The following is a 15,051-nucleotide window of genomic DNA, read 5'->3' as shown; positions in this document are numbered from 1 at the left end:
ATTATAATTTTAATTGATAAAGAAAAGATTCTCCTTTTTTTTCTGCTTCATCGGTGATTAACACAGATTCGTTTGTCTCAAAACAAAGGCCTTCTTTTTGGGTAAAACTTTCCAGTTCAATAGTTTTGGATTTTCCTGAAAAGAAATTATCATCTTTAAAATCAGTAAAAACCCAAACTTTATCAGAACTCAAAATCGCAACTTTCTTTTTGTCGGGACTTATCGCCGCGCTGGTCACTGCGCAATGATTGAAATTATCGCAAGTCACAAATTCAGATATTTTTTTTGCCGGAAGTTTTGTTTGTGAGTTATTATCAATGCGGTACAGAGAAGTGGTTCCGTCGAATTTGGAGCTTCTGTTTTTCGTAAATAAATAAAATTGGTTGTTATAAACGAAAAAAGATTCCACATCAAAAATTCTGTCTTTCTTTTTTGCCGGAAAATCCTTTTGTTCGGGATAGTAAAACTGCACAATTTCCGAAGCTTTTGCTTCATCTTTATTCAAATCGGCTGCATTAATTTTATAAATGGCCAAATTCTGTCTTTCGTTATCATTATTCCCGAAATCTCCGATATAAAGGTTTCCTTGATCATCAGAAGAAAGATCTTCCCAATCGTTATTTTCAACATTTGAAATTCGGATTTTGCGAATCAATTCTCCTTTTTTATTAAATCCAAAAAGTAGATTTTCATTGCCTTGATCTTCTATTGTCCAAATTAAATTGGAAGTTTTCGAGATTTCACAAGCCGATGCTTCTTTGATCTCCTTGGGTAAGGTGGTGATCACTTCGATTCTTTGTTGTGCATTTTGTTTGCAATTAATGGCTAATAAAGTGATTGTGGCAAAAAATAAAGCTTTCATAAATTTTAATTGATTTCCAAAATTACTAAAATAAAAATGCACAACCGAAATTGTGCATTTAATAAAAATTTGTATCTGTTCTGAGATTTTACAAAATCAGCATCGCGTCGCCGTAAGAATAGAATTTGTATTCATTTTTAATGGCTTCTTCGTAAGCCTGCATCACGAAATCTTTTCCTGCAAACGCAGCAACCATCATCAATAAAGTAGATTTTGGCGTGTGGAAATTGGTAATCATTGCGTTTGCAACTCCAAATTCATGTGGTGGGAAAATGAATTTATTCGTCCAACCATGATAAGGACCAATTTTTTTATTGGAAGAAACCGAAGTTTCCAATGCACGCATTGTGGTTGTTCCTACTGCGCAAACTCTTCTTTGTTCAGCAACAGCATTGTTGATGATATCTGCATTTTTCTGATCGATAATGGCTTCCTCGGATTCCATTTTGTGTTTGCTCAGATCTTCCACTTCAATCGGGTTGAAAGTTCCCAAACCAACGTGCAATGTAATTTCAGCAAAATCAATTCCCTTGATTTCGAGTTTTTTCATCAAATGTCTCGAGAAGTGCAAACCAGCAGTTGGAGCTGCTACAGCGCCTTCGTGTTTTGCGTAGATGGTTTGGTAACGCTCCGCATCTTCAGGTTCCACGGCTCTTTTGATGTATTTCGGAAGTGGAGTTTCGCCCAATTCTTTCAATTTAGCACGGAATTCTTCGTAAGAACCATCGTACAAAAATCTCAAAGTTCTACCTCTAGAAGTCGTGTTATCAATTACTTCAGCAACCAAAGATTCATCTTCGGTGAAGAATAATTTATTCCCAATTCTTATTTTTCTTGCAGGATCTACCAAAACGTCCCAAACTCGGGTTTCTTTATCGAGTTCTCTCAAAAGGAAAACTTCGATTTTCGCGCCGGTTTTTTCTTTGTTTCCGTATAATCTTGCTGGGAAAACTTTAGTGTTATTGAAGATAAAAAGATCGTGTTCATCGAAATAATCGACTACATCTTTGAATAATTTATGTTCAATGGTTTGTTTTTTTCGGTCCAGAACCATCAGTTTCGCTTCGTCTCTGTGCTCAGCGGGATGTTCTGCCAAAAGTTCTTCCGGTAAATGGAAGTTAAAATCAGATGTTTTCATTTTTTAAATTACGGTTTAAAAATTAATGTCCAAAAACCCAACGATTTTCGGCCTGCAAATATACGACATTGAGGAGGCTTTGTCAAGTTTAGCTCATTTAAACTGTTGATTATTTGTAAACTCAATGATTTTCTTCCATTCTACCAATTTTTTTTCGAAAGAAATGGTGTGAAGCGGACTTGTTGACGGTAAAACAAATATAGGAATTGCACATTCTATTCCCATTATTTTTTTCAAATTTTTAAAAGATTTCTGTCCGTTGCAGAAAATTGCTTTAATATTTGGATAATTTTTTAGCAATTGATGAATATCATTTGCCTCTTCGTTTCTAATTTCAGAATCCAAACTCCCTTTTCTTTCGCAAGTATCGATTACATCCCAAAGTGCAATTTTATTTCGTTTCAAAATCTTAATTTTTTCATCATAATCTGTGGTGAAATTTTCATTAAATAATTGAAAAATAATCTTCCAGAAAAGGTTTTGAGGATGCGCATAATATTGCTGCATTTCCAAAGATTTCACGCCCGGAACCGAACCTAAAATTAAAATTTGGGCATCTTCTGAAATAACAGGAGCAAACGACGAAATACGATTTGATGGCTCTTTCAAATTCATTTATTTAATTTTTTATCAAGAAAATATTTTCTGGAACGATTAATGCAAGCAAAGTTTAAAAAAAATAAATTTATGAAAAAGTTATCACTCATTTTCGGGATGCTCGTGCTATTCCTTACGAGCAGTTGTAGAGACGTTGTAAACTCGGTTTTGGATGTGTTGCCGCCTTTTGATGTTCCGTTCTCCACCGATGTTACAGTTCCTTTTGCGACCGTAAGTACCACTTCTTACACTCGAACTCCAGAAATTCCAATGAATGTCGATTTGGATAAAAAGATTAAAGAAAATAATCCCAATTTCTCGATCAACAACTTAAAATCTGTAAAACTGAATGCATTAAATATTCAATTTCTAAGTTCGCAATTCGACACTAAATTGGATGTCATTAAGAATGCGAAAATTTACATCAAAGCGCCCAATCTTCCTGAAAAATTAATTGCCACTTCCTACAACAATGTGAATGCAGATACGATTACTTTCACGGTAGAAAACGAAGAACTTTTGGAATATTTCCGAACTTCTCAAAATTCTTTGATATTCGAAATCCAAGGAAACAGAGTTTCCGCAGATAAAATCACTTTGAGAATCAATTCTGGTTTCAATGTGAAAGTACAATTGTAAAATACAAATTCTTTAATAATAAAAAGGCTTCCGAATGATTTCAGAAGCCTTTTTTTTAATTATTTTTTAAAGTTGAATTAAAGCGTTTCTTTCAACCAATCGAAAAATTCTCTTTGCCAAACCAACGCGTTATGAGCATTCAAAACCCAGTGATTTTCGTTCGGAAAATAAAGGAATTTCGATTTCAAACCGTGAAGTTTCGCCGCTTGAAACGCTTCCTGACCTTGTTCATAAGGAACACGATAATCAATTCCACCTTGGATAATCATGATCGGCTTATTCCATTTGTCAACAAAATTAATTGGGTTAAAATCGGTAAACGCTTTAGGAAGCGGCTTTTCAGTCGGGCTACCTAAATCCCAATTGGCAAACCATAATTCCTCAGTCGTCAAAGCCCAGGATTTCATATCGAACAATCCGTCGTGCGCAATGAAAGTTTTGAAACGGTTATTATGAATTCCCGCCAACATGAAAACGCTGTATCCACCGTAGCTTGCTCCTACTGCTCCCATTCTGTCACCATCGACATAAGGTAAAGTTTTAGCAAAATCTGTAGCCGCGAGATAGTCTCTCATCGGTTGACCTCCCCAATCTTTAGAAATTTCTTCATTCCATTTTGTTCCCCAACCCGGCATTCCACGACGGTTTGGTGCAACAACGATATATCCGTTTGCAGCCATTAATGCAAAATTCCAACGGGTGCTGAAAAATTGAGTTAAAGCAGATTGCGGACCGCCTTGACAATACAAAAGCGTAGGATATTTCTTGCTCGGATCGAAATTTGGTGGATAATGAAACCAAACTCCCATTTCTTTTCCATCGGTGGTTTTTACCATTTTCAACTCCGATTTCCCTGGAGTTATTTTGGAATAATTATCTTTATTAACTTCTGTAACCTGTTTCATTGCTCCATTTTTTAAATCAACAGAGAACAAATCCGGATTGTGATTGATGTCGGTTCTAGTAACTAATAATGAGTTTTTGTTCAGTGCCAAAATTTCATTCACATCGAAATCGCCTTTGGTAATTTGCTGGATTTTTTCAGTTTTCGGATTTAAAGAAAAAAGCTGTTTGGTCCCTCTGAAAGCCGTGGTATAATAAATTGTTTTAGAATCTGCAGCCCAAAAAACGTCACCTACAACACTTTCGTCCCACTTTTTAGTAAGGTTGGAAACTTTTTGGGATTTCCAATCCATGATTTTGATGTCGTTTTTGTCAGCTTCATAACCTTCTCTTTCCATCGACATCCACAAAAGTGTTTTTCCGTCAGGTGAAAATTTCGGTCCCATATCATAACCTCTATTGCTTTCTGTAAGGTTTTTGGTAACACCTGAGCTTAAATCGTACGCGAAAATATCAGTGTTCGTTGATTTTGCGTATTCTGCACCGCTCAATGGTTTAGTAACATATAACAATTGGCTAGAATCCGGACTCCAAATAAAATCCTCGGCTCCACCAAATGGCCTTTGCGGAGAATCCCACATTTTTCCTTCGAGCAAATCCTTAGCATTTTCTACTTTTTCAGAAACATTTACGACAAAAATATGATTGTATTTACCTTCATTAAAATAATCCCAATGACGGTGATTCAGGTCGGTATAAATGTGCGCTGTCGTTTTCGGAACATCGGAATATTTATCTTTTCCCATCACTTTTTCAACCAAAACCTGCTTGCTGAAAGCTACTTTTTTTCCATCAGGAGAAATCACAATATTCTCGGCATCGCCGATGGTGTAGAATTCTATCCATGTTTTTCCGACATTTTTCGACAGATAAATTTTATCTCCTTCCTGAGCATAAATTCCGTTTTTATCCCACTGGATCAACGCTTTTTTACCTAAATCCAGATTCGTGGATTCTGCCGTTCTGATGTTGAAAAAGTAGTTTTTCTTATTATTCTTTTCGGTTTTTAGGTCGGTTTTTCCGATGGAATAAATTAACGAAGACTGATCAGGAGAAACTGCGGTAACACCCAATTTATTGAGTGTCCAAAGAATTTCCGGCGTCATCACATTTTGTGCATTCATAAGAAAAGGTGCTGCAATAGCAAGAATGGTGTGTTTTAGCTTCATAAAAATTAATTTAAAAAAACTGCAGTAAGAAATTCAGACTGCAGTTTGACAAAGATAAAGAAAATTAAGCCGATTAATTAATACAACAGCTCAAGTTCTCTAAGGAAATCTTCTGTATTTTCGGGCGAAATCATGTAAGTTTTTCCGGATTTCAATTTGATTTGTACTTTCTTGTCGAGATTCGTGACATACCACACGTCGTTTCCGTTGAAATAACCGAAATAACCGAATAAACCACCGACGCCAAAGGTTCGGATGTTGAATTTTTTCCCTGAAATTATTTCCAAATCTGCGATTTCTTCCCTTTTAATTTTAAAATTCACAAATTGGTTTTTAATTAAAATATTCTTCTGTGAATCCACTGAAATTATCGGAATCATCAAGTAGGACGAAACCAAAGCAAAGCAAACTATAGTCACAGGAAAAAGCAGAAAAAACGCCTTTTTGGTGAGAATTTCGTAACCGCAAAAACCAATTACAGCATGACAAATAGCACCAAAAATCATGGTGAAAACCAGAGTTTGTTGATCCATCTTTGCTGTTGGAAAAGTTTTCATTTATATGAATTAAATAGAAAAATTTAATTAAAAAAGAAATTTAATCTTTTGAAGAAGCAAAAATTCCGCTCAATAACGAAGTGATCACTGAAAGCGCAATACTGAAAATAAAGGCCCACCAGAAACCGTCAACCGTCATTCCATCAATAAAATAATCGGCAAGTAAAATCACCAAAGCATTGATTACTAAAGAGAAAAATCCAAGGGTAATAATTGTTAACGGCAACCCTAAAATTTTCAGAATTGGAGTTACAATTAAATTTAAAACTCCCAAAACAATAGCAAACACAAGCGCCGTAGAAAATCCATCGATATGGACACCTGATAAAACTTTCGTGAGGAAAAAAGCAACCACTGCGGTTACTAACAATCTGATAATTAAGTTCATATATTATAATTTAGTTAATACATCATGAGATATTTTCTTAAATGACATCGATTTTCCTATCCATTTAAATTTCCAGAAACCTCGTACTTTTAGGGTTCCATCTTTGTTTAAACTTGCGGAAGAATCCCAATATCTACCGGAGGTCGCATCATAGATTTTTCCATTTTCCCACGAACTATTGTGAGCATTATAGCGCAATCCTTCGAGAATTTCCATTCCGAGTATTTTTCTTTTACGAAGTGCAGGGTTAGGATTTTCCGTATCGTATCGCATATTCATCGGTTTTCCGCTACCCAATGTTTGATCGAACCATAGTACTTTTGCCCGAAATTCTTCATTTACTTTATATACTTCTACTGCCACGCTTTTATCAGTAGCAAGCCAACTACCCAAAACAAAATCTGCTTTGGATTGCCCACTAATGTTCAAAAAAATAAAGCTGAACACTATTAAAAAGTATCTTTCAATCATGGGAAGCAATATACAAGTTGTTTGCCATTTTTTAAAGTAAATCCCCGAAATTTTTACATTTTAATTAAAATAATTTATAATAAAACAAAAATCCCAACTCTAAGCTGGGATTTTATATTGATTTGTTATGATTTTATTAAAAACTTAGCACTCTCACATCTATTCTTCTGTTTTGTGCTTTGCATTCGTCGGTATCATTGGCTTCGCAAACCGGGAATTGAGATCCATAACCTTCAGCTTCTATTCTGTCGCCAGAAATTCCCATTTCCAGTAATTTCAATTTAGCAGTTTGTGCACGAAGGTTTGATAATTTTAAATTGCTTTCTTCATTACCTGTATTATCGGTATAACCTCCCAATTTCACTTTCAAATTAGGATAAGCATTCATGATTTCGGCCAAATTATTAAGTTGAGCTTCGGAACCTGGCTTCAAATCACCACTTCCACTTTGGAAATAAAGATTTTCAATAGTGTACCATTGGTTTGGATCAAGAATTTTTTGATCTTCTAATTTCACGCCACTATACAAAGCATACAACTGGCTGTTTTCCCCGATAGCAATGGATTTGTTGGATAATTTAATCTCTTGTATATCACCAGTATCATACACGAAATCTCCTTCTTCATTTAAAGTTCCTTTCACTTCCTGAGCTGCAACCGGCGTTCCAGCATCCATTCCTTCTACAGCAACGGTTTTTGCGGCAGTAGTTCCGGAAATTGCCATTAAAGATTCTAATTTTTGTTTTCTGTTTTCCTCAATTTTATCTTTATGTATAACTGCCAAAGTCGGAGCAATAACCAATGAAACAATCGACATTAATTTAATTAAAATATTCATGGAAGGTCCAGAAGTATCTTTAAAAGGATCTCCTACGGTATCTCCGGTAACGGAAGCTTTATGAGGTTCTGAACCTTTATAATAAGTTTGTCCGTTGATATCAACACCTTGTTCGAAGGATTTTTTTGCGTTGTCCCATGCTCCACCAGCATTATTTTGGAACATTCCCATCAATACACCGGAAACAGTTGCTCCAGCTAAAAATCCACCTAAAACTTCTGGTCCAAAAATAAAACCTATTAAAAGAGGAGAAATAAGAGCAATTGCACCCGGAAGTAACATCTTTTTGATTGAAGCATCTGTAGAAATGGCTACACATTTTTCGTATTCAGGAGTTGCTTTTCCTTCTAAGATTCCCGGAATTTCTCGGAATTGGCGACGAACTTCCTCTACCATAGCCATGGCCGCTTCTCCTACAGCTTTGATGGCCAATGAAGAAAATATAAATGGAATCATCGCTCCAACAAATAATCCGGCTAAAACATCAGCTCTGTAAATATCAATTCCATCAATACCCGCAATTCCCACAAAAGCAGCAAATAAAGCTAAAGCCGTTAATGCCGCAGAAGCGATTGCAAAACCTTTTCCAGTTGCTGCAGTGGTATTTCCAACGGCATCAAGAATATCTGTTCTTTCGCGAACTTCTTTAGGTAATTCACTCATTTCGGCAATTCCACCTGCGTTATCTGCGATAGGTCCAAAAGCATCAATCGCTAATTGCATTGCTGTTGTAGCCATCATTCCGGCTGCTGCGATTGCTACACCATAAAGTCCGGCACAAAGGAAAGATCCATAAATTCCTCCTGCTAAAACCAAAATTGGCAACAAGGTAGATTCCATACCAACAGATAAACCTCCAATAATATTCGTTGCGTGACCAGTTGAGGATTGTTTTACGATACTTTTCACGGGTCTTTTTCCCATTGCTGTATAATATTCAGTAATGATGCTCATTAAAGTTCCCACAACCAATCCCACGATAATTGCTCCGAAAACTCCCATTTTGGTGAATTCGTGACCTCTTAAAGTCATGGTTTCCGGCAATAAATAATTAACCAAAAAATAAGAAGAAACCGCGGTGAGAACGATACTTCCCCAGTTTCCTAAGTTCAGGGCATTTTGTACCGGTGCGGTATCCAATTCTGCTTGATCAGCAATTTTCACAAATAAAGTTCCGATCATTGAAAAAATAATTCCTGTTCCTGCGATAAGCATTGGCAAAAGAATCGGTGCATATCCTCCAAATGCATCCTGGGAGAAAGTTTCTCTTCCCAAAACCATTGTTGCTAAAACAGTTGCCACATAAGAACCAAATAAATCCGCTCCCATTCCGGCAACATCTCCTACATTGTCTCCCACATTATCCGCAATTGTAGCGGGATTTCGGGGATCATCTTCTGGGATTCCGGCTTCTACTTTTCCTACTAAATCAGCACCTACATCGGCAGCTTTGGTATAAATACCGCCACCAACTCTTGCAAAAAGTGCAATCGATTCTGCTCCTAACGAAAAACCAGTAAGAATTTCGATGGTTTTTTCCATTTCATGAGAATCAACTGAGGAACCAGGTGCAAAAATTTGCTTAATAATTAGGTATAAAGAACCTAAACCCAAAACTGCTAAACCAGCAACCCCCATTCCCATGACGGAACCACCAGTAAAAGAAACTTTCAAAGCTTTAGACAAAGATGTTTTTGCGGCTTCGGCGGTTCTTACATTGGCTTTAGTGGCGATTTTCATCCCAATAAAACCTGCTAATGCCGAAAGAATAGCTCCGACGATAAACGCCAAACCGATACTCCAGTGGGAATTAGCATTGGAAGCGCCCATCACACCAAGCAAAACTGCTACAATGACCACAAAATACAACATGATTTTGTATTCTGCTTTTAAAAAAGCCATTGCACCATCCGCTATGTGACCGCTGATTTCTTTCATCCGATCGTTTCCTGCGTTTTGTTTACTCACCCATGCGCTTTGAACAAAGGTGTAGATTAAGGCCAAAATACCAAAAATAGGTACTAAAATAAATAGATTCATAGATTATTTTTTTAATGTTAACGAATTGTTAAATAAAACCTTAAATCTAAAGTACACATTTATTTTCAAATAGTTGTAATTTTTTTTCATGACGGAAATCAACAAAAAAAAACAGATGCGAACACCTGTTTTTATTATATCTGAGAAGTATTTTGGATTAACCTCCGAATTTACTTGCGTAATCTTTTTGAGAAGCTTTGATTACTTTTTTTGCATGTTCAGCACCATAAACTTCCTCGATTCTACATTTTGCCGGTTCATCCGGAAGATTTTTGTAGGTTAGAAAGTAATGCATTAATCTTTTGATTTCAGCTTGCGGTAATTCCGAAACATCGCGGAAATGGCCAAAAGCATGATCACCTTTCATCACAGCTACAATTTTGTCGTCTGCTTCGCCTTTATCAATCATTTTGAAACCTCCGATTGGAATTGCTTCCATCAACATCCCTCCTGCGTGGATATTGTGCGAGCTAAGCACGCAAATATCAAGTGGATCTAAATCTCCAGTATTCACGTCGGTTGCACCACTTTCAATGGCAAGTTTCAGAACTTCATCATGACAATAAGTTCTAGGAATAAATCCGTACAAAGCCGGAATAATATTAGAAAACTGTTGCGGACGATCTACTTTCAGGTAACCACTTTGCTTATCGATTTCGTATTTGATGGTATCCGAAGGAACTATTTCTACAAAAACATTCACAATATTTGGCGCTTCTGCTCCTGCAGAAATCCCATGCCAAGGATGTGCTTTAAAATTTGGTATCATTTATTTATATTAATTTACTATTAAATTTTCTTTTCTTAAATCTTCTAAACAATTCGCAATGAAATCTTCTTCATTCATATAATTCATCAAGAAAACAGTTTTATAATCGTCCAAAGATGAATTTTCATTTAAATTTTCATAGGTTTTGTGAAGCAAATGCAACATATTGTTTTTACAGTTGACTACATTTTTCCAGGTTTTAGAAGTGATATAAAGTTGCTGTGAAGCATTATAATCAAACTCTTCATTGATGGTCTTTTCGATGAGAAAAACAAACTCATGCGGCGCAAGATTCCGGTCGAATTTACTGACTAAATTGGATGGTTTCAACCTTTCCAAAAAAAGCGTAAGTCGCTCATAAGCATGTACTCGTTGTTCAGAAGTCCCTTTAATTGTCAATAATTTAATCTCCTGATTTTTAAGTTTAATGTAGCTAAAAACAAACTGTCTGATGAAAACCAAAAAAGGAAAAGCCACCAGCAAAGCAAAAGCATACGGAAAATAAGGCGAATCGATCATAAACAATAATGAGAGTGCAAAATTACGACTTTTTAGTTATTCTAGAAAAATTACTTTTTTGACTTTGTTTTTTTGAATAAAAACAAAAAAAAGAATTGAAAAATAAAACCATTGACAAAAGAATTCAGCGAGCAAAAAATATTCTTTTAACCAAATTTTTCTTTGAATTTTGAATTACTGTATAAGGCTTCAATTCCGGCCGGAAACCTCGAAAAAACTCTTCTACAGAAGGAATTTCGCTACCTTCAAAATCGAAAATCCTGGTTTCGATATGATTTTTTATTGCGTAATCTATGAGTATTGAAGCTCCGCTTAATTTCACGAAATTTTTATCATTAAATGTTCCCAAAAGCGTTACTGATTTCGAACTGATGTGCATTGCAATCAAATTAATCATCTTTTTTTGATAATAAAATGCATAAAACTGAAGCGAACCTTCTTGATAAAATGCTTCAAAAATCATAATAAAATCAGCTAAATCGCTTTTTTTATCTACTCCCATTATATTGTTTTCGATAAAGTTTTTAGCTTCATCAAAATTGACATCAACTGAAACCTGAGATTCCTCCAAAACTTCCGGATCTAATCTGAGTTTACGCTTTCTTTTAGGAGAATATTTTTTCTGAACATTCTCATATTTCTCAGGGAAAATCAGGAAATTTTTTCTTTGTTTTAACTGTTTCGAAAAGTTGTTTTTATCATTAAAAGCATAATACCAAATCCGGTATTTTTTCTCGAAATAATCTAAAAACAAATCGTTAATCTTCGCAGAATCGGTTTTCGAAAAAACACCAAGTTGCTGACAAAGTTTAGGGTTTACCACAACTTTGATCCCCATTTTTGTGATGTATGGAATTGGCATTACCGCCTCGTAATCTTTATAAACGAGAAGTTCCCATTTTTTTTTGGAGGTAATATCCAAATATGGTTTTTCTGCCGAATATTTATACTGTTCTGATCGCAGCAGACATTCCTCATATTTTCCAAAATCTATTTCTTGGTATTTTAGTCTTTTAATCATAACAAATTTTCGTCAGCAAAACTGAAATAAGAATTTTGTGAAATAATGAGATGATCCAAAAGTTGAATGTTTAATAGTTTTCCGGCTTCACTGATTTGTTTGGTAATGCGCAAATCTTCCTGGCTGGGTTTCAAATTTCCTGATGGATGGTTGTGAGCAATGCCGATTCCTGTCGCAAAAAGTTCCAAAGCAGTTTTAAATAAAATTCTCACGTCCACCACCGACTGATTAATCCCTCCAGAAAAGAGTTTCGATTTACCTAAAATCCTATTGTTTTGATTAAGAAAAACCGCCCAAAATTCCTCGGTTTGCAAATCGGATAAATAAGGCTGTAAAACTCTATAAAAATCTTTGCTTTCGGAAATCTGGACTTTTTCGGGAACTTCCTGAGAAACTCTTCTGCGTCCAATTTCGAGTGCGGTTGCTATAGAAATCGCTTTTGCCTCGCCTACTCCTTTAAATTTCATTAAATCTGAAATGGAAAGCAATGATAAATTGTGCCAATTATTCCCTACCGAATGGAGAATTTTTCTTCCTAAATCCACCGCTGAATCTTCCCGATTACCACTTCCCATGATGATTGCCAGTAATTCTGCATCAGAAAGTGAATTTTTACCTTTCAATAAAAATTTTTCCCGTGGCTGATCGTCTTCAGCAAGAAATTTTATGGACATGATAAAGATATTTACTGCTAAAAAACTACGTTTTAAAATTAATCAAAAACTAGTATTAAAATCGGATTTATGAAATAATTTGTCCATCTTTCATCACCAATTTACGATCTGTAATTTCTGCAAGCCCTGAATTATGGGTCACAATAACAAAAGTTTGGTTGTATTTATCTCGTAAATCAAAAAAGAGCTGGTGCAAATCATCTGCATTTTTCGAGTCTAAATTCCCCGTAGGTTCATCAGCGAAAATTATTTTTGGCGAATTGATGAGGGCTCTTGCTACGGCAGCTCTTTGAGCTTCTCCTCCCGACATTTCGTTGGGTTTATGATGAAGACGATGTGCAATATTCAAATCTTCAAAAAGCGAGTGAGCCTTCTCCAAAGATTCTTTTTCGTTTTTCCCGGAAATTCTCGTAGGGAGCAAAACATTTTCTAAGGCTGTAAATTCTGGCAAAAGCTGATGAAACTGAAAAACAAAGCCAATATTCTCATTTCGGAATCTGGAAAGTTGCCGATCATTCATATTAATGAAAGATTGTCCTGCCAAAGTGATTTCAGTGTTGAAATTTTTAGGATTGGTAGGCGTATCAAGAGTTCCCAAGATTTGCAAAAGGGTAGATTTTCCGGCACCCGATTCTCCAACAATGGAAACAACTTCGCCTTCCAAAATATGAATATCAACTCCTTTCAGAACCTCTAAATCTCCGTATGATTTATGAATATTGCTTGCTTTTATCATAGCTTCAAAAATAGTGAAAATGATTTTAATATTTAAATAAAAATCCTTTCAAAAAATATTTTGAAAGGATTTTAAAAGTATGTTTTATGAAAACTAGAGCAATAAAGTCAAAGGTTGCTCCAAATAAGTTCTCAAAGTTTGTAAAAATTCGGCTCCTGTAGCACCATCTACCACTCTGTGATCACATGCAAGTGAAAGTTTCATGGTATTTCCAACCACGATTTGGCCATCTTTTACGATTGGTTTTTCTACAATTGCACCCACGGAAAGAATCGCGGAATTCGGTTGATTGATAATTGAAGTGAAAGTTTCGATTCCAAACATTCCTAAATTGGAAATTGAGAACGTAGAACCTTCCATTTCATTGGCTTTCAAACCTTTGCTTTTCGCTCTTCCAGCCATATCTTTCACTGCAGCTGAAATTTGGTTATAATTCATTTGATCTGCATTTTTCAATACAGGAACCACCAATCCATCAGGAATTGCTACTGCAACACCAACATTGATATTTCCGTGGTGAACAATTTTATCAGCATGCCATGTAGAATTCACTTGCGGGTGTTTTCTTAAAGCCATTGCTGTAGCTTTAATCACCATATCGTTGAATGAAATTTTGGTATCTGGTAAAGAATTGATTTCTTTTCTGGCCTCAATTGCTTTATCCATGTTGATTTCAACAATCAGATAATAATGTGGTGCGGTAAATTTACTTTCAGAAAGTCTTTTCGCAATTACATTTCTCACCTGAGAGTTTGGAGTTTCAGAATCTTCACCCTGAACGAAATTCATTACTTGTGGAGCAGGTTTTGCTTCAGCAACAACTGGTTTCGCTTGATTAGCAGTAGCCGGAGTATAACTTTCAACGTCTTTTTTTACAATTCTTCCGTTTTCGCCACTTCCTTTCAAAGCATTTAAATCAACACCTTTTTCCTCTGCAATTTTCTTAGCTAAAGGAGAAATTGCAATTCTTTCATTTGATGAAGTTGCAACAGGTGCTGCTTGAGCAGTTTGTGACTCAGCAACTTTTTCTTCTTTAACTTCAGCAACCGGTTTAGATTCTGCTTTTTTTCCACCTCCGGAAATAATTCCAGAAACATCAGTTCCTGCGGGACCAATAATTGCCAGAACTGCATCAACAGGGCTTGCTCCACCTTCTTCAGTACCAATATATAAAAGGTTTCCGTTGAATTCAGATTCGAAATCCTGAACAGCTTTATCTGTTTCGATTTCAGCTAAAATATCACCTTCTTTTACAGTATCACCAACTTTTTTATGCCATTTTGCAACCTTTCCTTCAGTCATGGTATCTGAAAGTCGAGGCATGGTAATAATTTCAACACCTGCCGGGATTTCAGCAGAAGACTGAGCTTCTTCTTTTTCTACTGGTTTTGTAGTTTCTACAGCAGTAACGTTGTCTTCAGTTTTATTTTCTTCAGGAATTCCTGCAACAGCATTTCCACCTTTCAAAGCTGAAATATCTTCACCTGCCTCACCGATAATAGCTAAGACAGCATCAACAGGAGAAGAGCCACCCTCTTCAGTCCCGATGTATAGAAGTGTTCCGTTGAATTCCGATTCAAAATCCTGAACGGCTTTATCGGTTTCAATTTCAGCCAAAATATCTCCTTCTTTTACTGCATCACCAACTTTTTTGTGCCATTTAGCCACTTTACCATCCGTCATTGTATCGGAAAGACGCGGCATTGTAATTACTTCAGCCATATATTTTT

15 protein-coding genes are annotated in these 15,051 nt (G+C 35.9%); 1 reads left to right on the top strand and 14 read right to left on the bottom strand.

All coding sequences use genetic code 11. The features are described 5' to 3' along the window. Window position 1: 1 nt before the first annotated feature. From NOV28_RS03135 to NOV28_RS03125, 3 genes are all read right to left on the bottom strand, one after another. The gene (locus NOV28_RS03135; protein WP_255927481.1) at window positions 2-862 is read right to left on the bottom strand and encodes a hypothetical protein; all 861 of its coding nucleotides are present in this window, start codon (window positions 860-862) and stop codon (window positions 2-4) included. Window positions 863-950: 88 nt separating this feature from the next. Next, window positions 951-2,000 (bottom strand): tRNA preQ1(34) S-adenosylmethionine ribosyltransferase-isomerase QueA, encoded by a 1,050-nt coding sequence (gene queA / locus NOV28_RS03130; protein WP_255927479.1) that lies wholly within the window; start codon window positions 1,998-2,000, stop codon window positions 951-953. 93 nt (window positions 2,001-2,093) lie between these two features. Next, window positions 2,094-2,615 (bottom strand): DNA-deoxyinosine glycosylase, encoded by a 522-nt coding sequence (locus NOV28_RS03125; RefSeq protein ID WP_255927477.1) that lies wholly within the window; start codon window positions 2,613-2,615, stop codon window positions 2,094-2,096. Between the two features lie 72 nt (window positions 2,616-2,687). On the opposite strand from NOV28_RS03125, the gene NOV28_RS03120 reads away from it, so the two are divergent. After that, the gene (locus tag NOV28_RS03120) at window positions 2,688-3,236 is read left to right on the top strand and encodes a hypothetical protein (protein ID WP_255927475.1); all 549 of its coding nucleotides are present in this window, start codon (window positions 2,688-2,690) and stop codon (window positions 3,234-3,236) included. A gap of 77 nt (window positions 3,237-3,313) precedes the next feature. On the opposite strand, the gene NOV28_RS03115 is transcribed toward NOV28_RS03120, so the two are convergent. The 11 genes from NOV28_RS03115 to NOV28_RS03065 all read right to left on the bottom strand — a co-directional run bounded on the left by NOV28_RS03115 (window position 3,314) and on the right by NOV28_RS03065 (window position 15,043). After that, window positions 3,314-5,308 carry a S9 family peptidase gene (locus NOV28_RS03115; RefSeq protein ID WP_255927473.1) on the bottom strand — a complete coding sequence of 665 codons (1,995 nt, stop codon included), beginning with the start codon at window positions 5,306-5,308 and terminating at the stop codon, window positions 3,314-3,316. Between the two features lie 77 nt (window positions 5,309-5,385). After that, window positions 5,386-5,865 (bottom strand): PH domain-containing protein, encoded by a 480-nt coding sequence (locus NOV28_RS03110; RefSeq protein WP_255927471.1) that lies wholly within the window; start codon window positions 5,863-5,865, stop codon window positions 5,386-5,388. 40 nt (window positions 5,866-5,905) lie between these two features. Beyond that, complete coding sequence (locus tag NOV28_RS03105; protein ID WP_255927469.1) at window positions 5,906-6,253, bottom strand: phage holin family protein; 348 nt, start codon at window positions 6,251-6,253, stop codon at window positions 5,906-5,908. A gap of 3 nt (window positions 6,254-6,256) precedes the next feature. Continuing rightward, window positions 6,257-6,700, bottom strand: a complete 444-nt coding sequence (locus NOV28_RS03100; protein ID WP_255927467.1) for a DUF2147 domain-containing protein — start codon at window positions 6,698-6,700, stop codon at window positions 6,257-6,259. Between the two features lie 160 nt (window positions 6,701-6,860). Further along, window positions 6,861-9,602, bottom strand: a complete 2,742-nt coding sequence (locus tag NOV28_RS03095; RefSeq protein ID WP_255927465.1) for a sodium-translocating pyrophosphatase — start codon at window positions 9,600-9,602, stop codon at window positions 6,861-6,863. Between the two features lie 157 nt (window positions 9,603-9,759). Then, window positions 9,760-10,371 (bottom strand): inorganic pyrophosphatase, encoded by a 612-nt coding sequence (locus NOV28_RS03090; RefSeq protein ID WP_255927463.1) that lies wholly within the window; start codon window positions 10,369-10,371, stop codon window positions 9,760-9,762. Between the two features lie 9 nt (window positions 10,372-10,380). Continuing rightward, window positions 10,381-10,890, bottom strand: coding sequence for a DUF7935 family protein (locus NOV28_RS03085; protein ID WP_255927461.1), 510 nt, complete (start codon window positions 10,888-10,890; stop codon window positions 10,381-10,383). Between the two features lie 124 nt (window positions 10,891-11,014). Then, window positions 11,015-11,911, bottom strand: coding sequence for a hypothetical protein (locus tag NOV28_RS03080; RefSeq protein ID WP_255927459.1), 897 nt, complete (start codon window positions 11,909-11,911; stop codon window positions 11,015-11,017). After that, window positions 11,908-12,585, bottom strand: coding sequence for a RadC family protein (gene radC, locus NOV28_RS03075; RefSeq protein WP_255927456.1), 678 nt, complete (start codon window positions 12,583-12,585; stop codon window positions 11,908-11,910). The genes NOV28_RS03080 and radC overlap by 4 nt, the downstream gene beginning before the upstream one ends. A gap of 67 nt (window positions 12,586-12,652) precedes the next feature. Continuing rightward, a complete protein-coding gene (locus NOV28_RS03070) occupies window positions 12,653-13,321 on the bottom strand; it encodes an ABC transporter ATP-binding protein (RefSeq protein ID WP_255927454.1) in 669 nt (222 codons plus the stop codon). Between the two features lie 93 nt (window positions 13,322-13,414). After that, window positions 13,415-15,043: a dihydrolipoyl dehydrogenase family protein gene (locus NOV28_RS03065; RefSeq protein WP_255927452.1), complete on the bottom strand. Its 1,629-nt coding sequence runs from the start codon at window positions 15,041-15,043 to the stop codon at window positions 13,415-13,417. Window positions 15,044-15,051 lie beyond the last annotated feature (8 nt).

The sequence above is a fragment of the Kaistella montana genome (assembly GCF_024436175.1).
Lineage (GTDB): Bacteria > Bacteroidota > Bacteroidia > Flavobacteriales > Weeksellaceae > Kaistella > Kaistella montana.
The sequence above is the reverse complement of the archived record's forward strand: the minus strand, read 5'-3'. Positions and strand labels throughout refer to the sequence as shown.